Consider the following 25,711-nt stretch of genomic DNA (forward strand, 5'->3'; position numbering starts at 1 on the left):
CCGAGATCACGCAATCGCTCCCTGAAGTTTCTCGGTAAGGAGCGGCAGGAATTCAAGCACGTCGCAGCGGGTGCCGAAATGAGCAGCATCGAAGATTGGCGCATTGGCGTCTGTGTTGACGGCAATGATCAGCCCGGCATCACGCATGCCCTCCAGATGCTCCGGTGCGCCGGACACGCCAACGGCAAGATAGAGCTTCGGCTTGACCGTTTTACCGGATTTTCCGACCTGGCGGCTCTTTTCCACCCAGCCCTGGTCGACAACCGGCCGGCTGGCGACAAGTTCCGCGCCGAGCGCATCGGCCAACTCCTGGGCGAGGGCCACGCCGTCCTCGTCGCCGACGCCGCGCCCCACACAGACGAGCAGATCGGAGGCAGTGATGTCGACACCCGTATCGCTTGCGCTGCTTGTCGACTGGACCATTGTTCGAGCCGTGAACACAGGGGCGGCTGCCTGGACTATCTCTCCGGCGCCACGCGTTTCGGAAGCCTGAAACACCCCGGGATTGACGGCGGCGATCGCCGGCAGGTTGCACTCGACATCGGCTTCCAATTTACCGCCATAGATCTGGCATGTGGCGCGAAGCGTATCGTCGCCGAGGGCAAGCGCGACGCAGTAGGCCAATAGCGGCTGGCCCACGCGCGCCGCCACCGATGTGGAGATATCCAGTCCGACATAAGAGTTGGCGATCAGAACGATGCCAGGCTTGTCGCGCTCAATGGCTTCGCTTAGCGCTGCGAGGTGGCGTTCACCTGTGTAACCTTTCGCATCCCCGCTCACGAGCACTATACGGTCGGCGGCCCCAAGTTTGGCGGTATCGACGGCGCTGTCATCCTCCACTGCGAGAGCGGTGACGCGGCCGCTGGTTCCGGCAAGATCACGCGCACCCGACAGGAGGTCGAGCGAAGCCTGTGTCGGCTGGCCGGAGACGAGTTCGATATAGACCAGTATGTCAGCCACGGCCGCCTCCCACGATGCCGCGCTGTCTGAAAATTTCAACGATCTGGTCGACGGCAGTGACCGGATCGTCGTCAAGGAAGGAGATCGCCGTCGTCTTGTGCGGGGAATGCAGCGTCACCAGTTTGCCCGGCTCGTCGGCAAGTTCAGCGGCAACATCGAGCTTTTCGATGGACGCGGACTGCACAGCCTGGCGCAGCTTGCTCCCCGAAACATAGCGCGGCGGACGTCGTGCTGCCTGAACCCCGACGACGGCAGGAAGCGTGACCGAAATTTGGGCACTGCGACCGCCACCAAATTCCTGGGCGACGATGGGCGCATCCGCGGAACAATCGATGCCGACCGCGCCGCCGAGCAGCGGCCAGGCGAGTTCGGCAGCCGTAAAGGGAGCCAACTGCCCAAAAATGTCGCCCGGCGCCTGAACCCCGGTCACAACCAGATCGGCCCCCAGCTTGCGCGCAGCTTCCGCCATCAACGGCGCCACCATCCGTGCGGACGCATCGAGCGGAACCTCTTTGATCAGCTTGACGGCCCGGTCGGCGCCTCGGGCGACCGCGGTCTGGAGAACGCGGTCGCCCGCGCTTTCGAGGGCCAGTGCGATGACTGTGGCCCCGGCTTCTTCCTTGGCGAGCACGGCTTCTTCCAGCGCATGATCGTCAAATTCATTGAGCCTGAGCGGCGCCTCGTCCCAATCGAGCACACCATCGGCGAGCGTCAGTTCTTCGGCGCTGTCCGGGACCGTTTGAAGAATAACGACAATGTTCACAACGTGTCTCCCTTGGCGAAGGGGGCCGGATGAGAAGCGACAGCAACACCCGGGCTGGGAACGTAGATCGGACCGCGCTCGAACACGCGGCGGAGTGACCCGTCGAGTACGTAGCTCGGCGTTTCGTAAGGGTCCGGCGTGGGGATATTCTCCTGCCCTGGATAGCCGATCAATTCTCGGATGGCGGGGATCATGTAGTAGACGCCGGACGCGAGCGTGGCGATCGCTTCGAAGGCTTCCTGGTCTTCAACGTAGAGCCTGGCAATGCCTTCGGCCGCCGGCACGGCGGACTGCGCTTCCAGTCCGCGTATCAACGGCTCAAGCAGATCCTCGCGGGCGCCAATCGCCTTATCGAGGAAGGGGCCCGCGACATCGACAGCCGAGGCTGCTGGCATCTGTTTATAGGCAGGGATCAGCACATCCGCCATCCCGGCGAAGCACGCCCTCAGTTCTGCGGTCAAGGCGTTACGCATCATGGTCATCAAGCTGCCTCCTGATTGCGCCGCTGTTCGGCGATGTGTCTTGCCGTGCGCATCGACAGCGTCATGATCGTGGCCGTAGGATTGACGCCGCCGGATGTCGTGAAAACGCTGCCATCCACGATGAAAAGGTTTGGAACGTCGTGTGTGCGCCCCCATCGATCGACGACCGAGGAGCCCGGATCATTGCCCATGCAGGCAGTGCCCAGGAGATGCCAGCCGGAATCGCGGATCTGGTGCACGATTACGGTCTCCACCGCTCCCGCCGCCTTCAGGAGTTCAAGCATCTTCTCTTCATGGAAGCGAAGCAGGCGCCGTGAGTTCTCGTCCATCCGATAGATGATTTTAGGCGCCGGTATGCCATCGCTATCGGTGAGCACCGGGTCGAGTTGGACCTGGTTACTTTCTTGCGGCAAATCCTCGCCGACGACGCTGATGACAACGCAACGGCCCAAACGTTGTTCGACATTGCGGTGCAGGTTTTCACCCCAAACTGCGCTCATGTCACCGCTCTCGAAAACCTTCGATCCGGCGATGCTGCTGACACCGAGTGGTCCGCCGTTGGCCAGGATCGCCCATTTGGCCCCACGCACGAATCCACGACTCTTGTCGGTCTCGTAGAACTGGTAGGACTCGATCATCTGCCCGTATGGCCCACGCCAGGAATGAAGGTTTTCCTCAAACACCCCAAGTCCTGCCGAATAGGGGTGGAACATGAGTCGCTTCCCGACAAGGCCGGAAGAATTGGCGAGCCCATTCGGAAAGCGGCCGGATTGCGACAGGAGCATGAGGCGCGGCGTGCCTACACCGTTCGCTGCCAGGATTACCGTCTTGGCAAGTTGACGTCTTTCTCGTCCGTTGCGGTCGATATAGACCGCACCGGTGGCCAAGCCCCGGGAATCTACCTCAATCTCACGGACGCGAGCACCCGTGACAAGCTTGGCGCCGGCCTTCAGCGCATGCGGCCACAAAGTGATGTCAGTCGTAGACTTCGCGCCTTCCGGGCATCCATAGGCGCAAGTACCACGTCGCACACAAGGGTTGAGACCATTATGGGCGACCGATGCAATGGCGTTGGTGCCAGGCCACCAATGCCAACCGAGCTTGTCGAACCCCTCTATCGCCTTGCGGCCGACATCGCCAACGGGCAGCGGAGGCGTGGGAAAGTCGCGTCGCGGTGGGTGAATGGGATTACCCCTATACCCGGAAACGCCGACGAGTTGTTCGACGTCCTCAAGATGCGGCAGGAGTTCTTCATAGCTGACCGGCCAATCATCGGCGACGCCATCAAGCGTCTTGACACGAAAATCAGATGGCAACATGGGCGCCCACTGGGCATTGAATAGGGTAGCGCTACCGCCGACGCCGGCGAACATCAATGGATTGATATCGGATTCCGATGTGTTCACCGGATAGTCCTGCGGATTATCGCGAGTATTGGGATTTGGGTTCCAGGTCTTCCTTGTCGTCAGTTCCCATTCCGGATCACGGCCGGTATATTTGCTCGGATCAGGCATGAAGCCCTGTTCCAGACAGACGACGGATAGCCCCTGCCGGCTAAGTTCATAAGCGGCCATCGAGCCTCCCGGGCCCGCACCGATGATCAATACATCGGGGATATCCTTCTTGGTGCTTGAGGCCGGGCCTCGCAGCGTTGTGGCTTCTCTCATATCCATGTCCTCACTATTGCCACGATACTTGCGTCGTTCAGTTCAGCCGGTCGCCTGAAGCCGCTTCAAAAAGATGCACGTCGTCGACGGTCGAAAGCAGTTGTAGGTTTGCCCCCAGTTCTCCGGCGAAGCGCCCGGGGACCAGCGCGTTGGCATGAGCCGTGCCGCTCGGATTGCCGACCTCCACTCTGATCTGGGTCTGCGCACCGGTCGGCTCGAGCAGTTCGACCCGCGCGGCAATTTCCGGCGCTCCTTCACCGCCCGATCGCAGCGACAGCGCTTCGGGACGAATGCCAAGGACGAAGTTTCCAGTATTGAGTCGCTGCGGTTTGGGGATACTGAAGGTGACACCTGCTGCGACGCTCACCAGAATCCGACCGCCATCCTCCCCGGTCACTTGGGCCGGCCACAAATTAATCTGCGGCGTACCGAAAAAAGTCGCCACAAATTGGTTTCGCGGACGCGAGTACAGATCGTCGGGCGCACCGTATTGAACGATCTTTCCATTCTGCATGATGGCGATGCGGTCGGCCATGGTCATCGCCTCGACCTGGTCGTGAGTGACATAAACCATGGTCCGACCAAGGCGCTGGTGAAGTGTCTTGATCTCGCTTCGCATGACCGTGCGCAACGCCGCGTCCAGGTTCGACAGCGGCTCGTCAAGCAGGAACGCCTGCGGCTCGCGAACCATCGCCCGCCCCATTGCGACGCGCTGGCGTTGGCCGCCTGAAAGCTGACGGGGACGGCGGTCGAGCAGCGCGCCCAATCCCAGCGTGTTGGCGACTTCGGTGATACGGCGTTCGATCTCGGGTTTTGTGAAGCCCTTCACCTTCATGCCGAAGGCCAAATTCTGCCGGATCGTCATTTGCGGATACAGCGCGTAATTCTGGAAAACCATCGCCAGATCGCGCTGCTGCGGCGGCACATTGTTGACCACTCTGCTGGCTATCCGAATAGAACCGGAACTGGCGGCCTCAAGTCCGGCTATGATCTTGAGCAGCGTCGACTTTCCGCAGCCGGAGGGGCCTATCAGGGTGACGAATTCCCCATCCTCGATGCGAAGGTTCACGCCGTTCAGTATGGCAAGATTGCCATAGTGCTTGTGCAGGTCGGTGATTTCGATGCCGGCCATAGCGGCTCTCCTATTTCTCTGCGCCGGCGGTCAATCCACCGATCAGCCACCGTTGGAAGAACAAGATTGCGATCGCGATAGGCAAGATGCCGATAAGCGAAGCGACCGCCATCTGGCCAAAATTGACAATCTGGTCACCTTGGAAGAGCGCCAGCGCGATCGGCATCGTGCGGGTCTCGCTCGCCGTCATAAAGAAGGCAAACAGGAATTCATTGTAGGAAAGGACCGCGCAGATGATGCCAGTCGCAACGATGCCGGGCATCATTGTAGGCAAGATTACGGCCACCAGGGTACGGATCGGACCCGCTCCATCCATTGCGGCCGCCTGGTCGATTTCTCGCGGGATGCGATGCATGAAGCCCTGGAGCAGCCAAAGCGCGACCGGCACGTTCATCAACGCATAGACAAAGGTCAATCCACCCAGCGTGTGCAGGATTCCAGTTGCCCTCAACAGGAAGAACAGCGGAAGCAAACTGACAATCGGCGGGGCCATGTAGATACCCAGCGTAAGCGAAGGCAGTGCGTTGCCGCCCATATTGTAGCGGCTGATTGCATATACCGCCGGTACCGCGATCAGGAGTGTTCCCAAGCTGCTGACAATAGCAGCAAAAGCGCTGTTTCCCAGAAAGCCGAATATGGGGAACGTGCCCAATATCGCGTACCAATTGGCGAGCGTCGGCTCGGACGGGAAGAAGATGCTGGTGGCGACTTCACTTTGCGTCTTGAAGCTGACCGCCACGAGATAGACGATAGGCAGCACGAAAAAGCCAAGCACCGCGATGATCGCCACTGTCTGCAGCAGCCAGCCGACCATGCTGCGCAAACCGATCGAGGATGGTGCAGCTTCTGCATCACGCTGCGAAGGCCGGGACGTGGAAGGGGGGGATTGTGTCATGGCGCTCATGCTTCCGTCACCTCTGAAAGACGCTTGTGAAGGCGCAGCAATGGAAGGGTTAGGACTGTAACCAGTAACACCAGCAGCAGAACTTGCGCCGCAGCCAAACCGACGTCGTAATTTTGCAGGAGCGTGCGGAAAATCGCATAGCTGGCCAGCGTCGTACCGGTGCCCGGCCCTCCGGTTGTCAGCACGAAGATCAGGTCAAAGACCTTGAAGGAGATGATCAGCTTGATCAGAAAGATGCCGAGCAGCGCAGGCATCAGGATCGGCAGTTGCACCTGAAAGAAGGTTCGAAACTTGCCGGCACCATCCATGTAGGCTGCCTGGCGGATATCGTCGGGCAGCGCACGCAGGGCAGCATAGGCAAGCAGCACTACAAATGGCGTCCACTGCCAAGTATCCGCAAGCGCGATGGAGATGAGCGCCCATGGCATTTCGCCCAGAAAGGAACGCGGAGCCGAGATGAGGCCGAAATGCATGAGCGCGCCATTGAGCAGCCCGCCCGAGGGGAGCAGCATAAGCTTCCACGCTATACCGATCATCACCGGCGGCGTCATCATCGGCAGGAAGATAAGCGCCCGCCAGATTGATCCAAACCGGGAGACACGGACTAGAAGCAGTGCGATGGCGACACCAAGGAGCATCTGCAGCAGGCTCGACGGAATCGCGAAGACCACGGTGCGCCATAGCGCGTCGGCGAAGTCGCCACGCATGGCGAAACTGTAATTGGAAAGGCCGACGAACGACTGGAAGGGCTTGCCCAACGTGCTCTTGGAGAAAGCGGCAGCGAGTGTGTAAAGGCCGGGATAAAGGCCGATAATGAGCAGAGTCGCGACCAGAGGGGCCGCCAACAGCCAGGCGGCGCTGCGTTCCAGGAGGAGTCTGGAGGCCAGCGTGTCTGACGTTGCTGCTTTTGTCATAGAGCTACTCATTCGGACCCGGTAACTGAGAAAGGGATGGAGATTGCAGGGAGCGGCCATGCCTTGCGCGTACCGCTTCCCTTTGCCGAGTGACGCTTCGCCCACCTAGGCGAAGCGTCCTTTCCGCCTTAACCGAGGAGGCGCTGCCACTGTGCGTCGGCGTTTTCCAGCGTTTGCTCTGGAGTCTGCTGCCCCGCCATCATCTTGCTGAGCTCGTCCGTCAGCGTTCGCATCATCACCGGGCTTTGCGGTATCGTCGGCCAAGGCAGAACGCTTTTCGAAGCGCGCTCGAAGGCTGCCTGCACCAACGGGGCATAGTCCTTGTATGCTTGGGATTCGAGGACGGAACTGCGCACTGGATCCGAGAAAGTTTGTGGGGTGGTGCTCACTTGAAGCTGCGTTTCAGGAGCGGTCGCGAACTTCATGAACTCCCAGGCCAGATCCGGATCCTTGCTGCCTGCTGACAAGGCGAGCCCCCATCCCGCGTCCATGGCCGCCCGCGGCGTCATCGACGAATCGCCAACAGGAAGGCTGGTGACGCCCCACTGATCGACAATCTTGGATTGCGCGGGATCCTGGGCCGAAATGCCCAGATCGGTCCAGAACTCGATCAGCGCGCCACGGCCGGAAATAAAGGCCGGTATGCCATTCTCGAAGCCAATCTCCGACGGCGTGGGCAACGCATACGGGATTACGTCGTGCAGAGAATTCGCAGCCTTGATGGAGGCATCGAGAAGCAGCCCCGATTTGCCATCGTCCGTCAAAAGCGACCCGCCGAAGCCAGCGAGGCGATTGACGTAGAGCGAACCCAGCGCAACGGGAATATTGACGCCCATGACAATGGCGCCATAAATGCCCGCAGCTTTTTCTGCCTCGGTGATTGTCTTGGCGACGTTCAGGTAATCGTCCCAGGTTACCGGGACCGCAAGCCCATGCTTATTCAGCAGCGCCTTGTTGTAATAGAGAGAATGCGTATCGCCATCCCAGGGCAAACCCCAACGGCGACCATCGTAAAGCGTATAGACGTCATAGAAAGCTGACAGGAAGTCGTCCTGCTTGATCTCGGAGCTGTCCCGTTCGATGCGGTCGGTGACATCCTGAATAATGCCGTTCGTAGAAAGAGCGCCGATGCTCGCATACCAATAGTCAAAGACATCGTAGCGATTCGCGCCGGAATTGACATCCAGAGTCGCCTGGGATTCGGCCGCATCATATGGGATAGCTGTGATGTTCAGCTTGCACCCGGTGCTCGCCTCGAACATCTCCGCCAACTTGTTTGCAGCCCCGATCCGGGGCTGGGTGACCAGAAACTCCAGGACCTTGCCTTCAAGTCGCTTGCTCTGGGCACGAGCCCCAAACAACGTCGCCCCGGACATGGCGCCAAATGCAGCCCCGGCGACCGTAGCCTGAAGAACGCTACGGCGCGTGACACCTCGATTGCCACTTCTCTTTTCGATCATTAGCCAACTTCCTCCCAGAAGCATCTTCCGGCTTGCGCCCCGGATTTCTCCAAAACTGCATTGCCGTTAAGAACATCAATCAATTGTTGACAATCAATTAGTGGCAGACCACATTGCCTCTGTCAACAACGCTGTCGATCGAATTTTCATTCGGCAGTCTGGGTCACGGCGAAAGAAGTGTGTCGCAGCGAATAAGGACGGCCGGTATCGCCGGCCGAGTGCGGAGGAATGAATGATTGCCGATTTTGAAGTGCTTTCCTGCGATGCAGGTTGGCGCAACTATTATTTCTTGAAGCTGATCGACGACAGCGGCCACGTTGGATGGGCCGAGTTCGACGGCGCGTTCAGCCCTCCGGGCGTTGCCGACGCTATTCCCTACTATGCACAACGTTTGCGGGGCAAGTCTCCGCTCGACCATGAGCGCATCTTCGCCGAACTCTACGGAATGAGCAGGCCGGCGCCCATCGGGCTGACGGCCGAGGCGATGGGCGCCATCGAGAACGCGCTTCTCGACCTGAAGGGAAAAATCCTCGGCATGCCCTGCTATCAACTTCTTGGCGGCAAGCAGCGCGAGGCTGTGCCAGTCTACTGGTCGCATTGCGCAAGCTGGCGCATCAATCACCCGACATTTTACAAGCCGCCGATCACCGATTTGGAAGGTGTGCGCCAGGCCGGGCGCGATGCGCGTGCGGCCGGCTACAAAGCGGTCAAGACCAACATGTTCAAATACACCGATGGCCGCCCGAAAGCCTGGATGTCAGGCTTCGGCGTGCCCTGGAACCCAGGCCTGACAATCTCGCCGGCACTGATACGCGACGTCTGCGAACACCTCCAGGCGCTGATTGAGGGCGCCGGCCCTGACGTACAGGTGATGATCGACCTGAATTTCAATGCGCGAACAGAAGGGTATCTGCAACTTGTGCGAGCGCTTGGCGACTTCCCTCTTTATTGGATCGAACTCGACAATCACAATCCTGAAGCCCTGGCGCTGATCCGCCAGCAGAGCGCTTCTCCAATCGCCAGTTGCGAAACCCTTTTCGGCACGCGGCAATTCTTGCCCTACTTCCAGCATCAATCTATGGACGTGGCTATCGTCGACGTGATTTGGAATGGGGCTTGGCAATCGATGAAGATCGCCAATGCCGCGGACGCGTTCGACGTGAACATCGCCGGCCACAACTTCTATGGTCATCTGGCCACGATGATCAATGTGCATTTCCTGGCAGCGATGCAGAACGTCAAGGTTCTCGAACTCGACGTGGACCGCCTCAAATGGGACAACGAGTTTTATCCGAACTCCTTCGAGATGAAGGACGGGGCGATCGTGGTCCCCGATACGCCAGGCTGGGGAATCGAACCCGACGAGGAAGCGATCCGCGCCCGCCCGGCGCGGGTGATTTCGAAATATCTGGGATTCGACTAAACCTTCTTGGTTACAAGCGCTGAAGGTGCGGCTTCTTTACAACGTATCGGAGCCACTTCGCTGGAAGCTCTACGACTCAGGGTCCAGATTCCGGTCAAATTCTGGACCCAACTACAACAAGGCGCAGCGTCATGTCGGATGGAATTACTCTTGGCCGAACTCCGGTGGTTCGCGAAAGCCTCGATCGCAAGGCTGCAAATCGGTTGCGCGATGCGATCGTTACTGGTTCCCTTGCCCCGGGCACGCGTCTGACCGAAATGGCGATTGCTGCGGATCTTGGGCTTTCGCGCGGGACAATCCGCGCCGCCCTACACCGGTTGGCGTCAGAGGGTTTGGTAGTCCAGCACATGTATTCTAGCTGGCAGGTCGTACCGCTTTCCAGTCATGATGCCTGGGAGCTTTATACCCTTCGTGCGAGCCTCGAGGGCTTGGCCGGCCAGCTAACCGCCCAAAAGATGAATGCCCAGACGGAAAAGAGCATTTCGCAGGCATTCACCGAACTGATCGCCGCATCGAACAACAATTCCCCGGCCGAGCTCGCCGACGCCGATCTCAATCTTCATCGGACTATTGTCGCGGCGTCGGGGCATCGGCGGCTGATCCAGCACTACCAGCAGGTGGAAACGCAACTGCGGCTCTATATCGGCTCTGTCAACGGCTTGCTTCCCAGCCCTCAAGATGTAGCCGCCGAGCACCGCAATATCGTGGAAAGCATCTTGGCTGGGAATGCCCAACAAGCCGAAAAAGAGCTTCGTGACCATAGTCTGTTCTATGGCAACAAACTTGTCGCTTTGCTGGATTCGCATTGCGAATAAGCGAACTCCTGTTGGTTTCCCGCGAGGGCTCGCCTCAAACCTGATCCTAGCCGGCGGGCAGGCTCGTCGATGGAGAAGTCACATGCGCACTGTTGCGAATCTCAGCGATCTCGAAAGGATTGCCCGTAGGAAGATTCCAAAATGGGTCTTCGAATATGCGCACGGCGGATCCTATGACGAGCGCACGATGAACGCGAATCGTGACGATTTGCTGGCAATTAAACTGGAGCAACGCGTCCTCGTCGACGTGTCAAGTCGCCAATTCGAAACCTCAATCGCAGGCATGCCGATGGCGCTGCCGCTGGCGATCGCACCGACAGGGCTTGCTGGCTTTTTTCATCCAGATGGCGAAATCCATTCCGCCCGCGCGGCAAAGGCCGCGGGAATCCCGTATTGCCTCAGCACTGTGTCAATCTGCTCGATTGAAGACGTTGCCGAAGCCACGGGTCCATTCTGGTTTCAGATCTATGTCATGCGCGATCAAGGTTTCACCCGGTCATTGATCGAGAGGGCAAAAGCAGCGGGCTGTCCCGCGCTCGTGCTCACCGTGGATCTGCCCTTGCAGGCGCAGCGGCACAGAGACATCCGCAACGGCCTAGTTGTACCGCCCCGCCTGACTCCTCGGAATTTAATGGAGATGGCACTGAAATATCGCTGGTCGATCGGAGTGGCGAAAGCGGGCCGGTTCAGTTTCGGCAATTTCCGCGATGTGAAGACGAGTGGCATGACGACCTTTGCTCAATGGGTCGCCGATTCTTTCGATCCATCCTTCACATGGGACGACGTGGGTTGGATTCGCGAGATGTGGCAGGGCAAGTTGATTGTGAAGGGCGTACTCAACGTGAACGATGCGCGTATGGCGTTGAAAGTGGGGGCGGACGCCGTCGTTGTATCCAATCATGGGGGGCGCCAGCTCGACGGCGCACCGTCATCAATTTCCGTCTTGCCGGCGATCGCCGACGCGCTGGATGGAACTGAGCTGATACTCGACGGTGGCATTAGAAACGGTCAGGACGTTCTGAAAGCCTTGGCGCTCGGTGCTAGAGCCTGCCTGATTGGCCGCGCTCAACTCTATGGGCTAGCCGCTGCCGGCGAGGTTGGCGTGAGCAAGGTAATCGATCTCATCCGCAAGGAACTCGATACTAGCATGGCACTGACAGGATGTATAGACGTTCGCAAGGTATTCCGCTCGGTTATTCATGCCCCATCGAAGTAGAGTTGCGTGTGGTGCTGGATGCTCGACAACGAAATATTTGTAAGCGGTGTTTCGGGGCCACCTTTCAAGAATGATCGCGATCTGTGAGGTTGCCGATCCTGTATTGGGATCGGAGATAGGCTTGTGTCTGGACTTGACCTTACGCTTGACCCGGAGCGGCAGCCTCGGCGTTTCGAGGTGATCAACGGTGCTGGCGGCCGGCGTCACTGGTCGCTGGATGACAAGGCGCGGATCGTCGCGGAGACGCTGGAACCGAACGCAATCATTTCGGAAGTCGCCCGGCGTTATGGTCTCAGGCCACAGCAGGTGTTCGCCTGGCGGCGTGAAGCGCGCAAACAGGTCGCTTCGGTGCAGCAGGAATCCCCGGCCTTCGTGCCGGCGGTGGTGCCGCCTCCGGAACCCGCGCCGACGCGTCCATCACGGAAGCGAAAGACTCCCCGAGATGCTGGCGTGATCGAGCTTGAGATTGACGGTGTCGCCATGCGGGTCGGCCGGGGAGCCGACGCCAAGACGGTTGCGGCGGTGATCCGTGCGCTGAAGGCAACGTCGTGATCGGGCCGACGGGCGCCGTCAAGGTCATGGTGGCGACGAAGCCGGTGGACTTCCGCAAGGGTGCGGAGGGGCTGGCTGCGTTGGTGCGCGAGACGATGGGCGCCGATCCGTTCAGTGGCGCAGTCTATGTGTTCCGGGCGAAACGAACGGATCGGATCAAGCTGATCTTCTGGGACGGCACCGGCGTCTGCCTCTATGCGAAGCGGCTGGAGGATGGCGAGTTCCGCTGGCCGAAAGTGCAGGGTGGCGTGATGCGGCTGACGGCCGCGCAGTTATCGGCGCTGCTTGAAGGGCTTGATTGGCGGCGTGTCCATGAAGCCCGCCGGACCCGCGCTCCGGCGCAGGCAGGTTGATCCGCGACCAAATGAATCAGTCTCGATTCCGCTGTCGCCCGGAACTGGCGAATATGGTCTCATCCGATCATGGCAATGACGGCGGACCAGCTTCCCGACGATCCGGATGTGCTGAAGGCGATGGTCCTGGCGCGCGATGTCGAGAATGCTCGCCTGACCCAGATCATTAAGGAATTGCAGCGTCACCGCTTCGGCCGCCGGGCCGAGAGCCTGCCCGAAGATCAACTGCTTCTTGGCCTCGAGGAGGCTGAGCAGATCGAGGCGGCAGGCGAGGAAGAGGCCGAACGTGCCGATCCTGCCGCACGCAGGGAGCGTACCGCAAAGCGGCGGACGAACCGGGGGGCGCTGCCGCCGCATCTGCCGCGCATCGAGATGGTCGTCGACATCGAGGACCATGCCTGCCCATGCTGCCGCAACGGACTTCATCGGATCGGCGAAGACGTCAGCGAACGGCTCGACATCGTGCCGGCGCAGTTGCGCGTGATCGTCGTGCGCCGGCCCAAATACGCCTGTCGTGCCTGCGAGGACGTGGTCGTGCAAGCTTCGGCACCCGCGCGGCTGATCGAAGGCGGTCTGCCAACCGAGGCGACGGTCGCCCAGGTTCTGGTCTCCAAGTATGCCGACCACCTGCCGCTCTATCGTCAGGCGCAGATCTACGCCCGGCAGGGCATCAACCTCGACCGCTCCACGCTCGCCGACTGGGTAGGCCGCGCGGCCTGGCATCTGCGTCCGGTCCACGAGCGGTTGCTGGAAAAGCTGAAAGCCTCGCCGAAACTCTTTGCCGACGAGACCACGGCGCCGGTGCTGGATCCCGGCCGCGGCAAGACCAAGACCGGGCAGCTCTGGGCCTATGCCCGTGATGATCGACCGTGGGAAGGCGACGATCCGCCGGGCGTGGCGTATGTCTATGCGCCGGACCGCAAAGCGGAGCGACCGATCGCTCATCTGGCGGGCTTTGCCGGAATTCTGCAGGTCGACGGATATGGTGGCTATCGGGTGCTCGCCGACAAGAGCGGCGCGACGCTCGCCTTCTGCTGGGCACACGTGCGCCGGCGCTTCTACGAGCTCGCCGCAGCCGGCCCAACACCGATCGCGAGCGAGGCGCTCCGGCGCATTGCAGAGCTCTATCGCGTCGAGGACGACATCCGCGGCCAGCCAGCAGACGCTCGTCGTGCCGTGCGCCAGGAAAGGAGCCGGCCGATCCTGGCCGAGTTCGAGCCGTGGCTGCGCGAGAAGCTCGGCCTGATCAGCCAGAAGACGAAGCTCGCCGAGGCGATCCGCTATACGCTGTCACGCTGGGACGGGCTCGCTCGCTTTCTCGACGACGGCCGCATCGAGCTCGACTCCAATACCGTCGAGCGGTCGATCCGCCCGATCGCGCTCAACCGAAAGAACACACTCTTCGCGGGCTCTGACGGCGGTGCCGAGCACTGGGCCGTCGTCGCTTCGCTGATCGAGACGTGCAAGCTGAACGACGTCGAGCCGCTCGGCTACCTCGCCGACGTGCTCGCCAGGATCGTCAACGGCCACCCAAATAGCCAGATCGACGATCTCCTGCCCTGGGCCTACATCGCCACTCCCCAGCTTGAGGCCGTGGCCTGAGAACACCGCTTACAAATATTTGATGCCTTTAAGCGTGCGGACGATGTCTACCGGGCGTTCACGGCCGAGTTGGTGAAACGACGAATTAAGCGGCGAGCGCTTTCAAGCGTCAGTTCCATTCTGGCCAGCATTTTCCGATTCGGTCGATACACTGTATCGTTTGCGCAAGACCTTCCGCCTTTCGATGACTAATGTCGATCGAACCTCCTTGTCAGCGTACCATACTGCATCGGGATTCCCGTTCCATGACACGCTGACATCAGAGGAAACAGGAGTTCACAAGCCCGACTCGCTCTACTTCGCGTACGATTTGGGCCTCCAATTCGCCTTCGGCTACAACAGTCGGAGATCCTGCATGTGGCGCAAAGCCAGTGGCACGATATTGGTGTTGCCACAGAGCTCGGCTATTCGACCTGCTGGATCGAACGCCGGGAGGGCATGGAAGGTTTTGGAGCCACTCCGGTGCCGGAAAGGTTGACCAAGCCCACTTTCCACTCAAGCCGATGAAGGATTTTGCAGACGCCGTCGACGCCAAGCGTGCCGAATAACAGAGCTATATGACCTCTGGCGGACGCAGATCGCCCGCCAGAGAGTTGGCCAGTAGGTTTTGCTGTATCAATGATTGATTTCAACAACATAGACGTTCGCATATTCGCCTCGGTTGGCGTACCACCTTCATTTAATTCTCCCCTTCAAAGCTTCGGCTGTGTTTTCCTGACCTTCGATGCGGTTGGACAATCTCCGTCCAGTATTTGCCGGAATGCGAGGGTCGCAGATGGTCGTCCTTCGAACGCATCAGAGGAAATGTTGATTCGACCTGCCGGCTGAGCACCTCGTTCGGTCGTCTACCGGGCGAAGTGGTTTGCTTGAGCGACCAGATGGTCGACCAGCTCGCGGCCGAAAGAAGGCAGATCTTCCAGCCGCTGCACGCAGATCTTGAGTTCGCGTACTGCCCAGGGGTTCGAGAGCCGCACCACCGCGATCGCATGGCTCGTCTTCAGCCGGTTTGCAACGGAACCGGGAAGTATGCCGACACCGACACCGGCCTCGACCATACGGCAGAGCGACTCGAAGCCCGAGACCTTGATGCGGATGTCGAGGCTGCCACCCATTTGGGCGACGATGTTGCCCATGAAGCCGTGGATGGCGCTTCCCTGCTGCAGCGAGACGAAGCTTAGCGTCGCTGCCTCGGCAAAGTCGACCATGCCCAGCGAGGCGAGCGGATGGTCCAGCGGTACCGCCAGCACAAGGCTGTCCTTCTGGTAAGGAATCACCTCCAATTCGTCGGTGCGGATATTGCCGGCGAGGATGCCTATATCGGCACTCCCATCCGCGATCGCGCGCGCGATCTCCGGGCTCAGCCGCTCTTCGAGTTCGATATCGACATGCTGGTGGGAAGCCAGGAACGAGCCAAGGGCGGCCGGCAGGATTTCGGTGATGGCGGTCGTATTGGCGAGGATGCGCACATTGCCCTTGAGGCCACGCGAATAAATTTGCAGGTCGCCATGGAGCCGCTCAAGATCCCGGAATACCCTGCGAGCATGGGTGAGCAAAGTTTCCCCGGCGGGGGTTAGCGTCACGCCCTGGCTGCGCCGGACAAAAAGCAACGCACCGAGCGCTTCTTCCAGGTTCTTCACGCGCAACGACGCGGCCCCGACCGAAAGATGGGCGCGCTCTGCCCCGCGTGTCAGATTGCCTGCTTCGGCAATGCAGACGAACAGGCGTAGATCCACGAGATCGTAGCGAAGGCTGGCCATAGGATTTCCTTGCAAGCTGCCGTGTTTGCCGCTGCTGAATGCACCCTTTCCGAATAACAAATTGCGGATGGCGGTGCCACATGCTGGATAGCGGACTTAAGCCGCGTGCTGCTACCGCGCCAGGAACAAGCTCGCCGGCGCACAAGGAAAAACAATGGACAAAACCTCGCAGACCTCGCCAAGCGCGGAACTTGCCGCATTCGCCGCCAACCTGCGGTTCAAGGATATTCCAACCCCGGTCGTGGGCCGTGCCGTCGATCTCTTCGTCGATTGGGTCGGATCGGCGCTGGCCGGCAAAGGCGCACGTCCGGTCGAAACGATCGCCGCTTTTTCCAAGAGCATGGGGCCGTCGGAAGGCTTGAGCGAAATCCTCATCGACGGCAGCTTTTCCTCGCCTTTCTTCGCAGCCCTCGTCAACGGTGCGTCCTCGCATATCGCCGAGCAGGACGATGTCCACAACGGCTCGGTCTTCCACCCGGCCGCCGTGGTGTTTCCGGCCGCTCTTGCTGTCGCGCAGGCAAATCGAGCTTCAGGGCAGGACTTCATCGCCGCCGTGACGGCCGGCTATGAAGTGGGCATCCGCGTCGGAGAATTTCTCGGTCGTTCCCACTACAAGATCTTCCACACCACCGGCACGGCCGGGGCATTGGCGGCGGCGGCCGCGACCGGGCGGCTGCTCGGCCTGTCGCCCGCTTCGATGCTCGATGCCTTCGGATCTGCCGGAACGCAAGCGGCCGGCTTGTGGGAATTCCTGCGCGACGCCGCCGATTCCAAGCCCCTGCACACCGGCAAGGCCGCCGCCAACGGCCTGGTCGCGGCCTACCTCGCGAAGGACGGCTTCACCGGCGCAAAGCAGATCCTCGAAGGCCGGCAAGGTATGGCCGCCGGCATGTCGAGCGACGCCGACCCGGCGCGCCTGACCGATCGGCTGGGAGTACGCTGGACGCTGGCGGAGACGTCGTTCAAGTTCCATGCATCCTGCCGCCACACTCATCCTGCGGCCGACGCGCTTTTGAAGGCCATGCGCGACAACGATCTCGGCATGGCCGACATCGGCAGCGTGACCACCCTCGTCCACCAGGGGGCCATCGATGTTCTGGGGCCGGTCGTTTCGCCGTCGACCGTCCACCAGGCAAAGTTCTCGATGGGAACCACGCTCGGCCTTATTGCCGCCTATGGCCGTGCCGGCATGGATGAATTCGAGAAGGGCTATGCCCGCCCGGAAGTCACCGCCTTCCGCGACCGCGTCCGCATGGTACTCGACGACGAGGTTAACACTGCCTATCCTGCTTGCTGGATCGGCAAGGTTCTGGTCGAGACCACCGACGGGCGCAGGATAGAGGCGCGTGTTGACGAGCCGAAGGGCGATCCCGGCAACACACTTACCCGAGACGAGATCGACGGCAAGGTACGCGGTCTTGCAGCCTTCAGCGGCGCCGCCGACGTAAATGACATGGACGCCATGCTGCCTCGCCTGTGGCAGATCGACCGCGCCAATTCGATCGGGCCGCTCATGCCGGCCCGGCCGGACGCAGGCTGAGCGGTTCCCCACACACCAGACAAGAGACCAGGACACCCCCATGAGCATCAGAGACATTCCACAAGGCGAGGAAATCGGGCAGATCAGGCAGAGCGTAAGGAAGCTCTGCGAATCCTTCCCGCCGGAATATTGGCGTCAGCTCGATCGCGATCACGCCTACCCGAGCGAATTTGTGAAGGCGCTATCCGATGCCGGCTATTTGTCGGTGCTCATCCCGGAGGAATATGGCGGCTCCGGCCTGCCGCTCTCTGCCGCCGCAGCTATCCTTGAAGAAGTGCAGCACGCCGGCGCCAACGGTGCAGCCTGTCATGCGCAGATGTATATCATGGGCGCGCTTCTGCGGCACGGCAACGAGGAGCAGAAACAGAAATACCTCCCCGGCATCGCTTCCGGTGAACTGCGCCTGCAGGCCTTCGGCGTCACCGAGCCGACTAGCGGGACAGACACGACCTCGATCAAGACCTTCGCCAGACGAGACGGCGACCACTATGTGGTGAACGGCCAGAAGGTATGGACCTCGCGTGCCGAGCATTCAGACCTGATGCTGCTGCTTGCCCGCACCACGCCAAAGGAACAGGCGGCCAAGCGCACCGACGGCATGTCGGTCTTCATCGTAGACATGCGCGAAGCGCTGAAGAGTGGCATGACGATCAAGCCGATCCGCACCATGATGAACCACGCCACGACGGAAGTGTTCTTCGACAATGTGCGGGTGCCCGCCGAAAACCTGATCGGCGAGGAAGGCAAAGGCTTCCGCTACATCCTGTCGGGCATGAACGCCGAGCGTATCCTGATCGCGGCCGAATGCATCGGCGATGCCAAATGGTTTATCGAAAAGGCCTCCGCCTATGCGAGCGAGCGTCAGGTGTTCGGCCGTCCGATCGGTCAGAACCAGGGCGTCCAGTTCCCGATTGCACGCTCTTATGCGCAGATGCGCGCAGCCGAACTGATGGTCCACCAGGCCGCATCCCTGTTCGAGAAGGGGCAGGACTGCGGCGAGCAGGCCAATATGGCCAAGATGCTGGCGGCCGAGGCCTCCTGGGCGGCGGCGGAAGCCTGCGTGCAGACGCATGGCGGCTTTGCTTTTGCCGAGGAGTACGACGTGGAACGCAAGTTCCGCGAGACGCGACTTTACCAGGTCGCGCCGATCTCGACCAACCTCATCCTCAGCTATGTCTCCGAGCACGTGCTCGGCATGCCACGCTCCTATTGAGGCCTCGCCGATGCTTCCGCTCCAAGGATTGCTGGTTGTCTCCATCGAGCAGGCCGTTGCCGCACCGACCTGCACCCTGCGCCTGGCCGATGCCGGCGCGCGGGTGATCAAAATCGAGCGCGCGGAGGGTGAGACCGCTCGCCACTACGACAAGGCCGTGCACGGCACGAGCGCCTATTTCGCCTGGCTGAATCGCGGCAAGGAGAGCACCGTGCTCGACATCAAGGACACGGCCGACCGCGCCTTGGTGGAAAGGCTGGTCGCCAAGGCGGACGTGTTCGTGCAGAACCTTGCTCCGGGCGCAGCGCAGCGGCTCGGGCTTGGCTCTGCCGATCTTGCGGCACGGTTCGAACGGCTGATCGCCGTCGATATCGTTGGCTACCGGCAAGATAGCGTCGCCCGCGACATGCGCGCCTACGACATGCTGATCCAGGCCGAAAGCGGGATCTGTGCCGTCACCGGTACGCCGGAAACACCGGTCAAGGTCGGGGTTTCGATGGCAGATGTGATGACCGGCGTCAACGCCCATGCCGCGATCCTGGAGGCGCTGATCGAGCGCTCCCGGACCGGGAGAGGCAAGGCGATTGAAATCGCCATGTTCGACGCCATGGCCGACATTATGAGCGTCCCGCTGCTTCACCACGACTATGGCGGCAGGGCAACACCGCGCACCGGCCTCGCCCACGCCGCGATCTTTCCTTACGGCAGTGTCGCCTGTCGCGACGGCGAGACCGTCATAGTGGTCCAGAACCCAGGCGAATGGCGCCGCTTTTGCGAAGGCGTGCTCGATCGGCCGGACCTCATCGACGATCCGCGCTATTGCGACAACCCGAAGCGTGTCGAAAATCGCCTGGCGCTGGGCAAGATACTGGCCGCGATATTCGGACAGCTGACGCGGGCGCAGGCAATCGAGAGGCTGGAGGCAAACAAGCTGGCCTGGTCCAATGTTTCCACGGTCGCCGACCTTTCCAACCATCCGGCGCTGCGTCGCGTTTTGGTGGAGATACCGGGTGGCTCCTTCGACGGCGTCGCTTCGCCAGTGCGCCGGGAGATCAAGGGCGGGCCGGTGCCAGCACTCGGCGCGCATACGGATGAAGTGCGACAGGAATTTGCGGAGGGAACGTCGTGAGCATGGTAGATACCGATTATCTTCGGCAATGGATCGGCCGCAAGGAGCGGATTTGCGAAACCATTACGCCAAATCTGGTTGAACGGTTCGAGGCGACGCTGGGCAGTTCGGCGCACCGCATGCCCGATGCCGCGCCGCTTGCCATCCACTGGTGCCTTGCACCGCCGGCCGTGCCTTCGGATGAACTCGGCTCCGACGGACACCCAGCGCGCGGTGGCTTCCTGCCGCCGGTGCCGCTGCCGCGTCGCATGTGGGCCGGGGGAAAAATGGCCTTTCACCATCCGCTGCGTGCTGGCGCAGAGGTGACGCGCGCCTCGCGCATTGCCGATGTGACCCACAAGACCGGGCGTAGCGGAGAACTCGTCTTCGTGACCGTCGAGCATTCCATCGAGAGCGACGGGAAAACCGCCATTACGGAGCGCCAGGACATCGTCTACCGGAACATGGAGGAAGCAGCGAAGGGCCCTGCCCCTTCGCGGCGCCTCGATGCGTCGGCGCCGAAACCTGCACAGACTGCCGATCACACAGAGACGGTCGAAGCCACCACGACGCTGCTGTTCCGCTATTCGGCGCTTACCTTCAACGGTCACCGCATCCACTACGATCTCGACTATGCGCGCGATGTGGAAGGCTATCCGGGTCTCGTCGTGCATGGCCCCCTCCAGGCGACGCTGATGCTGCACATGGCAGCGCGGCTCCACGAGGGGCAACAGCCGCGGGAAGTCTCGTACCGCGGAGTATCGCCGCTGTTTCACGGCGCGGCTTTCACCGTCAATGCGAACCGTACGGCCAATGGCATCGATCTGTGGTGCGCCGACCGGCAGGGTATCGCGACGATGAACGCTTCAATTCAATTCTAGCAAGGCAGGACCATTTGGGCTGAGCCTTGACAGATCATGCCCAAGCGGTAATTGACAGTTGCCGACGATTGCTTGACCGTTGGAAACGGTAGCAACTGGCGCCCGAGGAACATTCCCGTTCCCGTCTGCTCGGGCCGTTCAGATGACCAGTCATCTGCAATGGAACTGCAAGCAAGAACACTATGAATTTTCGAGAAATCGTCGCTTTTCGCGCTGTCATTTTCACGAACTCGATAACCCGTGCGGCAGAGGTGCTCAATGTCACCCAGCCGGCGGTGAGCATGCTCATTTCAAATCTCGAAGAGTCCTTGGGGTTCAAACTTTTCGAGCGACGCCAAGGCCGGATATTTCCCACGCCCGAAGCGCTGCTGCTTGCCGACGAAGCCGAGAAAACCTTCGAGAGCCTTTCCAATCTGAAGCGTCGCGCCGACCAGATCGCCCGGCGTGGCGTCGGCAGCCTGCGCATCGCTTCCATATATGGACCGGCAATGCATCTGCTGCCGTGCGTGGCGGCTGCTTTCTCGCGCAGCCATCCCGAGGTGAACGTCTCCATTGTCACGCGCGAATCCAAGCGTATCCAGGAATGGATGGCAACACAGCACTACGATCTCGGCATAGCGGAGATGCCAACCGAACCGAATCCGCTCCTGCATTTCGAGGCGTTACCGCAGCGGCTTGTCTGCGTCCTTCCGGCAGGACATCCCCTCGCCGACAGGGAAATCCTCACGCCCGGCATCCTTGACGGCCAGCCCATCGTGACCATGCCGGTCTGGCATCACTCGACCGTTTCCCTCGAACGGGCCTTCGCCGAGGCTGGAGCACGGTTCAACCGCGCCTTCGAGGTCGATATGTTTTCGGTGGCTCTGGAACTCGTTGCCCACGGCGCAGGACTGGCGCTGGCGGACCCGATCAACCTGCTGGCCGCGCAGAGCGACGCAATCGCCGTCCGGCCGTTCGAGCCGGTAATCCATTTCGATCTTGCACTTTTCTTTCCTGCCCAGCGTGCCCGCTCGCTGGTAGCAGAAGAGTTTGCGCATTTGCTGCGCAAGGAACTGGCCTCGGTTCCTGGGCTTTAGAGAAGTTGCAGCCAAGTGGACTCAACTGGCGTCGAACGAATCCGGCAACACAAACAGATGGAGCGGCGACCCGGATTTATCCCCGGTCCGCCGCTCCAGCTATGAGTTTTGATGGATTGTCCCCAGTCAGCCCGAAGACAATCCATGAGGCTTTGCCTCTGGGCTAGGCGCTTTGTCCCTCTACCCGATCGGCGGGATCGCCCCAGCCGCCGCCGCCCGAGCTTTGGAGGCGGATGACCGCGCCCTTGCCGGGCGTGAGAGCCAACGCCTTTGGCGGCAATGCGGTTTCCCGGTCGGTTCCCGGATTAAGATGGGAGCCGGCCGCCTGCCCCGGAGCACCGCCGGCCTCGCCCCACGGGCGGGCATAGTCGCGCATCTGCTGGACATAGACGTTCACGTTGACGCCGTCGCACAGCAATTCATATTCACGCCTCAGCGCCATGCCGCCCTCATGAGCACCCTTGCCGCCGGAGCCCTCGACCAGTTCCGTGCGAAGGACGCGGACAGGGCTCGCCGTCTCCATGATTTCAGCCGACAGGATTGAGCAATTGCCACCATGTGTATCGATGGCATTGAGGCCGTCGCCCTGGGCAGTCGCACCGCTGCCGCCCCCCATGATGTCGGTGATGATGAAATAGGGAGCCTCACCATTTGCATTGCGGCGTTCCGGCCTGGTGTCGAAACCGCCCGCTTTGACGGCGGGGAAGGATATCTGCGAACCGGCATAGCCAGCCACGCCGGGCATCCGGCAAAGTGCGCGCAGCACAACTTCGGCGACCGCCTGCGCGGCATAGTGCCGGCTGCCGACCGCAGCGGGGCGCTTGGGGTTCAGCACCGAGCCACGCGGCGCGATGACATGGATGGGGCGCATGAAGCCGCCATTTTGCGGACTATCGGGGGCAAAGGCTGTCTTTACCGCGTAGCTGGCCAGCGACACTGTCGAGGCATAGGGACAGTTGAGCGCATTGGCCCGCTGGTCGCTGGTACCGGAGAAGTCGACCTGGATGCACCCATCCGAAACGCTGGCACGGCAGACCATCGTGATGGGTTCGTCAGAGGCAATCTCATCCTCGATCTGCACCGTGGCGCTGACGACGACGCCTTCGCGCTCACGAAGGGCGGCGGTCATGTAATTTTCGCCATAAGCGAGAACGGCATCGTTCAGTTGCAGGAACAAATTCGTTCCGTAGCGTGCCGCAAGCTCCTTCAATCTTCTCTCGGCAGTCCGGCAACCCGCGATCTGCGCGCGCAGGTCTCCGAGCGAGGATTGCGGATGTCGCACATTCGCCGCCAGCATGCGGAAAAGATCGTCGTTGGGAACGCCTTTGCTGACAAGGCGCAGCGGCGGGAAGATGAGGCCCTCCCCAAACACTTCAGTGTTGTCCGGCGCAGTCGTGCATGGCGTCTTGCCGCCGATATCGACGTGATGGGCGATGGTCGCGGCGATCGCCACCAGTTTTCCATCATGAATCACCGGGCTGAACAGTACGATATCCGGAGTATGCGTGCAGCCCTGATAGGGGTCATTGCAGATAATGGCATCGCCGTCTTCCCACGTCTCCAGCGGGATGACCTTGACGACGTCGCGGCACGCAACCTGCAGGATGCCGAGTTGCGCGGGGATCGTCTCTGCCTGGGCCAGGATTTCGCCGTCCGGCGAAAGGATGGCGCAGGAATAATCATACATGTCCCAGATGATCGAGGAGTAGGAAGCCCTGCGCAGCGACGCGGACATTTCCTCCGCGATGCCGATCAGCCGGCGCTGGAAAATATCGCGGGTCAGCGCGTCGAATGTCGTTTTCTCGTTCATGTCAGGCTGCCTTGATACGAATGAAACCATGCTCGACCCCCTCGGCAACCTGCCCAGGCAACACCACGGTGGTGGAGTCATATTGCTGAATGATGGCCGGTCCCTCGACGGTCGAACCGGGGCCAATATCGTCCCGGAGATAGATGGGCGTGGGATGCGCCGCTCCGCCGATCTCAAAGAACAGATCTCGCGTCCCGGCAGGCTGCGGGTTGCCGGCCTCGCCATGCTGCCCAAGGGTCGGCTTATCGAGAACGCCTATCGCATCGATACGCAGATTGGTGATCTCGACGGTCGCGTCCGGGTTGGCATAGCCATAGGCCAGGTCATGCGCCTCATGGAAGCGCGCAGCGATGCCACGGGCATCCGGCAGCGTGCTGACCGAACCGTCAGCCAACACCACGTTGATCTCGTGATACTGACCCTGGTAGCGCTGGTCCGCCGAAAACAGGATGCGCTGCCGATCAGTTGCGATACCGTCACGCGAAAGCTGCTCGCGCAGTTCGTTCTCGGCCGCCAGAAGTATTCCCGAAAGGGCGGCCGGATCGAGGTTGGCGAGCTGTGTGGGGAACGGGATCTGCTTGTGGTGGCGGATATCGGCGAATTGCAAGCCGATTGCCGCGAATACGCCGGGCGTCGGCGGCACGATGAGTTCGCGCAGGCCGAGATCCTGGACGAGGAAGGAGCCGAACAGCCCACCCGCCCCGCCAAAGGCCAAAAGCGCAAATTCGCGCAAATCATACCCGCGCTCCATGGCCAGGGTGCGGATTGCTTCGCCCATATTGGCATTGGCAATAGCGAACATTCCGAGTGCCGCGTCCTGAGTGGAGCGGCCCAGCGGCCCGCCGACCTCCTGGTCGATGGCTTGTGCAGCAGCTTCCACCGACAACTCGATGCCGCCAGCAAAGGCCTTCGAGTCCAGATAGCCCAGCACCAGGGCGGCGTCGGTCAGGGTCGGCTTGGTCCCGCCCCGGCCATAGCAGGCCGGGCCAGGCACTGAGCCGGCCGATTGCGGCCCGACATGCAGCGCGCCGCCACGATCCACCCGGCCGATCGATCCACCGCCAGCCGAAATGGCCGTGATGTCGAGCGTCGGCGATCGCAACGGAAGCCCGTCCACGTCGCGGCCACGGCTCAACATCGCAGCACCCCGCGAGATGGTCGCGATGTCGGCAGAAGTTCCGCCAATATCGAGCGTAACCAAGTTCTCGACGCCGAGCGCCCGACCGGCCTCGACGGCAGCGATCACGCCTCCTGCCGGGCCGGACATCAGCATTGCACAGGGATTCTGGCGCGCCGAATCTGGTGTGGCGACGCCGCCATCGCTGCGCATATAGACGAGTTTTGCATACATGCCCGCCTTCGCGACGGCATCCTCGAGTGCCTTGGTATAACGCGCAACGGGCGGCCCGACATAGGCGCTGGCAGCGCTGGTATTGGCGCGCGGATATTCCTCGATCTGCGGATTGACGTCGCAGGAAAGGAAGATCGGAATATCCGGGAAGCGCTCGCGGATAGAAGCCGCCAGCGCACGCTCATGAGTGTCGTTTGCGAAGCTGAAAAGAAGCGATACTGCAATCGCCTCCGGGCGCCGGGCGGCGATCTCAGCCAGAATGCGCTCAATCTCGTCAGAAGACAGCGGCTCGACAATCTTGCCGAAAGCATCGATGCGCTCGCTCACCTCCGCCACCTGCGAACGAGCGACCAGCGGCACCGGCTTCTGCGCAGTCAGGCTGTAGATATGCGGGCGCCGCTGGTGGGCAACCTCCAATATGTCGCGAAAGCCGCGCGTCACCAGGAGCAGCACATCAGCGCCGGTGCGCGTGATCCAGGCATTGGTGGCGATGGTGAAGCCGTGGACGAACAGGTCGATATCCTCGATTTTAGCCTGTGCCCGAGCAGCAAGCTGCTTCAACCCATGCATGACGCCCTCGGCAGAGCCTGGGGTCGTTGGCGCCTTCTCCATCCAGCGCTGGCCCGAGCCGTCGTCCACCAGAACGAGATCCGTGAAAGTTCCGCCAACGTCTACCGATAATCTGAGCATACGTGTCCCATTCCGATCGTTGCAAAGGCGGCAGGACGCCGC

Annotated in this window: 22 protein-coding genes and 1 pseudogene; 12 read left to right on the top strand and 11 right to left on the bottom strand. The window is 61.1% G+C overall.

Going from position 1 to position 25,711, the window contains the following annotated elements; genetic code table 11:
* Positions 1-6: 6 nt before the first annotated feature.
* Genes EET67_RS08635 through EET67_RS08665 form a run of 8 tightly spaced genes read right to left on the bottom strand, consistent with a single transcriptional unit; the run spans position 7 to position 8,282 of the window.
* Entirely contained in the window at positions 7-960 is a 954-nt protein-coding gene (locus tag EET67_RS08635; RefSeq protein ID WP_128625747.1) for an electron transfer flavoprotein subunit alpha/FixB family protein, read from the bottom strand.
* Positions 953-1,723, bottom strand: a complete 771-nt coding sequence (locus EET67_RS08640) for an electron transfer flavoprotein subunit beta/FixA family protein (RefSeq protein ID WP_165899836.1) — start codon at positions 1,721-1,723, stop codon at positions 953-955. The genes EET67_RS08635 and EET67_RS08640 overlap by 8 nt, the downstream gene beginning before the upstream one ends.
* On the bottom strand, positions 1,720-2,205 hold the full coding sequence (locus EET67_RS25615; protein ID WP_165899837.1) for a hypothetical protein: 486 nt from the start codon (positions 2,203-2,205) through the stop codon (positions 1,720-1,722). The genes EET67_RS08640 and EET67_RS25615 overlap by 4 nt, the downstream gene beginning before the upstream one ends.
* The gene (locus tag EET67_RS08645; RefSeq protein WP_128625749.1) at positions 2,205-3,872 is read right to left on the bottom strand and encodes a GMC family oxidoreductase; all 1,668 of its coding nucleotides are present in this window, start codon (positions 3,870-3,872) and stop codon (positions 2,205-2,207) included. Before EET67_RS08645 ends, EET67_RS25615 begins: the two co-directional genes overlap by 1 nt.
* Positions 3,873-3,909: 37 nt before the next feature.
* Positions 3,910-5,004 (bottom strand): ABC transporter ATP-binding protein, encoded by a 1,095-nt coding sequence (locus EET67_RS08650; protein WP_128625750.1) that lies wholly within the window; start codon positions 5,002-5,004, stop codon positions 3,910-3,912.
* Between the two features lie 10 nt (positions 5,005-5,014).
* A complete protein-coding gene (locus EET67_RS08655) occupies positions 5,015-5,899 on the bottom strand; it encodes a carbohydrate ABC transporter permease (protein ID WP_245450800.1) in 885 nt (294 codons plus the stop codon).
* Between the two features lie 5 nt (positions 5,900-5,904).
* Entirely contained in the window at positions 5,905-6,927 is a 1,023-nt protein-coding gene (locus EET67_RS08660; protein ID WP_128625751.1) for a carbohydrate ABC transporter permease, read from the bottom strand.
* 23 nt (positions 6,928-6,950) lie between these two features.
* The gene (locus tag EET67_RS08665) at positions 6,951-8,282 is read right to left on the bottom strand and encodes an ABC transporter substrate-binding protein (protein WP_165899838.1); all 1,332 of its coding nucleotides are present in this window, start codon (positions 8,280-8,282) and stop codon (positions 6,951-6,953) included.
* A gap of 232 nt (positions 8,283-8,514) precedes the next feature.
* On the opposite strand from EET67_RS08665, the gene EET67_RS08670 reads away from it, so the two are divergent.
* From EET67_RS08670 to EET67_RS26620, 7 genes and pseudogenes are all read left to right on the top strand, one after another.
* Entirely contained in the window at positions 8,515-9,705 is a 1,191-nt protein-coding gene (locus EET67_RS08670) for a mandelate racemase/muconate lactonizing enzyme family protein (protein ID WP_128625753.1), read from the top strand.
* 131 nt (positions 9,706-9,836) lie between these two features.
* Positions 9,837-10,520: a GntR family transcriptional regulator gene (locus tag EET67_RS08675; RefSeq protein ID WP_128625754.1), complete on the top strand. Its 684-nt coding sequence runs from the start codon at positions 9,837-9,839 to the stop codon at positions 10,518-10,520.
* A gap of 82 nt (positions 10,521-10,602) precedes the next feature.
* A complete protein-coding gene (locus EET67_RS08680; protein ID WP_128625755.1) occupies positions 10,603-11,736 on the top strand; it encodes an alpha-hydroxy acid oxidase in 1,134 nt (377 codons plus the stop codon).
* A gap of 123 nt (positions 11,737-11,859) precedes the next feature.
* Positions 11,860-12,288 (top strand): IS66-like element accessory protein TnpA, encoded by a 429-nt coding sequence (gene tnpA, locus EET67_RS08685; RefSeq protein ID WP_128625756.1) that lies wholly within the window; start codon positions 11,860-11,862, stop codon positions 12,286-12,288.
* On the top strand, positions 12,285-12,641 hold the full coding sequence (gene tnpB / locus EET67_RS08690; RefSeq protein ID WP_128625757.1) for an IS66 family insertion sequence element accessory protein TnpB: 357 nt from the start codon (positions 12,285-12,287) through the stop codon (positions 12,639-12,641). The genes tnpA and tnpB overlap by 4 nt, the downstream gene beginning before the upstream one ends.
* Positions 12,642-12,710: 69 nt before the next feature.
* The gene (gene tnpC / locus EET67_RS08695) at positions 12,711-14,243 is read left to right on the top strand and encodes an IS66 family transposase (RefSeq protein WP_128625758.1); all 1,533 of its coding nucleotides are present in this window, start codon (positions 12,711-12,713) and stop codon (positions 14,241-14,243) included.
* 79 nt (positions 14,244-14,322) lie between these two features.
* Positions 14,323-14,791 (top strand): annotated as a pseudogene (locus EET67_RS26620) (HAD-IA family hydrolase); the annotation flags it as partial.
* 297 nt (positions 14,792-15,088) lie between these two features.
* Here EET67_RS26620 and EET67_RS08700 read toward each other — a convergent pair.
* Positions 15,089-16,000 (bottom strand): LysR family transcriptional regulator, encoded by a 912-nt coding sequence (locus tag EET67_RS08700; RefSeq protein ID WP_128625759.1) that lies wholly within the window; start codon positions 15,998-16,000, stop codon positions 15,089-15,091.
* 154 nt (positions 16,001-16,154) lie between these two features.
* On the opposite strand from EET67_RS08700, the gene EET67_RS08705 reads away from it, so the two are divergent.
* The 5 genes from EET67_RS08705 to EET67_RS08725 all read left to right on the top strand — a co-directional run bounded on the left by EET67_RS08705 (position 16,155) and on the right by EET67_RS08725 (position 21,818).
* Positions 16,155-17,540: an MmgE/PrpD family protein gene (locus EET67_RS08705; RefSeq protein WP_128625760.1), complete on the top strand. Its 1,386-nt coding sequence runs from the start codon at positions 16,155-16,157 to the stop codon at positions 17,538-17,540.
* 40 nt (positions 17,541-17,580) lie between these two features.
* Entirely contained in the window at positions 17,581-18,753 is a 1,173-nt protein-coding gene (locus EET67_RS08710; protein WP_128625761.1) for an acyl-CoA dehydrogenase family protein, read from the top strand.
* A gap of 10 nt (positions 18,754-18,763) precedes the next feature.
* On the top strand, positions 18,764-19,882 hold the full coding sequence (locus EET67_RS08715; RefSeq protein WP_128625762.1) for a CaiB/BaiF CoA transferase family protein: 1,119 nt from the start codon (positions 18,764-18,766) through the stop codon (positions 19,880-19,882).
* Positions 19,883-19,884: 2 nt separating this feature from the next.
* Positions 19,885-20,742, top strand: coding sequence for an HTD2 family dehydratase (locus EET67_RS08720; protein ID WP_128626137.1), 858 nt, complete (start codon positions 19,885-19,887; stop codon positions 20,740-20,742).
* Positions 20,743-20,924: 182 nt separating this feature from the next.
* On the top strand, positions 20,925-21,818 hold the full coding sequence (locus tag EET67_RS08725) for a LysR substrate-binding domain-containing protein (protein WP_128625763.1): 894 nt from the start codon (positions 20,925-20,927) through the stop codon (positions 21,816-21,818).
* A 163-nt stretch (positions 21,819-21,981) separates the two neighbouring features.
* Here the strand turns inward: EET67_RS08725 and EET67_RS08730 are convergent, their stop codons facing one another.
* Together EET67_RS08730 and EET67_RS08735 are read right to left on the bottom strand one after the other, a co-directional pair.
* Positions 21,982-23,628 carry a hydantoinase B/oxoprolinase family protein gene (locus EET67_RS08730; RefSeq protein WP_165899839.1) on the bottom strand — a complete coding sequence of 549 codons (1,647 nt, stop codon included), beginning with the start codon at positions 23,626-23,628 and terminating at the stop codon, positions 21,982-21,984.
* A 1-nt stretch (position 23,629) separates the two neighbouring features.
* On the bottom strand, positions 23,630-25,669 hold the full coding sequence (locus EET67_RS08735) for a hydantoinase/oxoprolinase family protein (protein ID WP_165899840.1): 2,040 nt from the start codon (positions 25,667-25,669) through the stop codon (positions 23,630-23,632).
* Between the last annotated feature and the right edge of the window lie 42 nt (positions 25,670-25,711).

The sequence above is a fragment of the Borborobacter arsenicus genome (genome assembly GCF_003934165.1).
In the GTDB taxonomy this organism is placed as follows: Bacteria; Pseudomonadota; Alphaproteobacteria; order Rhizobiales; family Rhizobiaceae; genus Pseudaminobacter; species Pseudaminobacter arsenicus.

Excerpts from the sequence above, each read along its gene's own strand:
- EET67_RS08655 (WP_245450800.1), bottom strand. The coding sequence starts at position 5,899 with ATGACACAATCCCCCCCTTCCACGTCCCGGCCTTCGCAGCGTGATGCA.
- EET67_RS25615 (WP_165899837.1), bottom strand. The coding sequence starts at position 2,205 with ATGACCATGATGCGTAACGCCTTGACCGCAGAACTGAGGGCGTGCTTC.
- EET67_RS08710 (WP_128625761.1), top strand. The coding sequence starts at position 17,581 with ATGAGCATCAGAGACATTCCACAAGGCGAGGAAATCGGGCAGATCAGG.
- EET67_RS08650 (WP_128625750.1), bottom strand. The coding sequence starts at position 5,004 with ATGGCCGGCATCGAAATCACCGACCTGCACAAGCACTATGGCAATCTT.
- EET67_RS08675 (WP_128625754.1), top strand. The coding sequence starts at position 9,837 with ATGTCGGATGGAATTACTCTTGGCCGAACTCCGGTGGTTCGCGAAAGC.
- EET67_RS08715 (WP_128625762.1), top strand. The coding sequence starts at position 18,764 with ATGCTTCCGCTCCAAGGATTGCTGGTTGTCTCCATCGAGCAGGCCGTT.
- EET67_RS08730 (WP_165899839.1), bottom strand. The coding sequence starts at position 23,628 with ATGAACGAGAAAACGACATTCGACGCGCTGACCCGCGATATTTTCCAG.
- EET67_RS08700 (WP_128625759.1), bottom strand. The coding sequence starts at position 16,000 with ATGGCCAGCCTTCGCTACGATCTCGTGGATCTACGCCTGTTCGTCTGC.
- EET67_RS08670 (WP_128625753.1), top strand. The coding sequence starts at position 8,515 with ATGATTGCCGATTTTGAAGTGCTTTCCTGCGATGCAGGTTGGCGCAAC.
- EET67_RS08720 (WP_128626137.1), top strand. The coding sequence starts at position 19,885 with ATGGTAGATACCGATTATCTTCGGCAATGGATCGGCCGCAAGGAGCGG.
- EET67_RS08705 (WP_128625760.1), top strand. The coding sequence starts at position 16,155 with ATGGACAAAACCTCGCAGACCTCGCCAAGCGCGGAACTTGCCGCATTC.
- EET67_RS08680 (WP_128625755.1), top strand. The coding sequence starts at position 10,603 with ATGCGCACTGTTGCGAATCTCAGCGATCTCGAAAGGATTGCCCGTAGG.
- EET67_RS08735 (WP_165899840.1), bottom strand. The coding sequence starts at position 25,669 with ATGCTCAGATTATCGGTAGACGTTGGCGGAACTTTCACGGATCTCGTT.
- EET67_RS08665 (WP_165899838.1), bottom strand. The coding sequence starts at position 8,282 with ATGATCGAAAAGAGAAGTGGCAATCGAGGTGTCACGCGCCGTAGCGTT.
- EET67_RS08725 (WP_128625763.1), top strand. The coding sequence starts at position 20,925 with ATGAATTTTCGAGAAATCGTCGCTTTTCGCGCTGTCATTTTCACGAAC.
- tnpC (WP_128625758.1), top strand. The coding sequence starts at position 12,711 with ATGGCAATGACGGCGGACCAGCTTCCCGACGATCCGGATGTGCTGAAG.
- EET67_RS08645 (WP_128625749.1), bottom strand. The coding sequence starts at position 3,872 with ATGAGAGAAGCCACAACGCTGCGAGGCCCGGCCTCAAGCACCAAGAAG.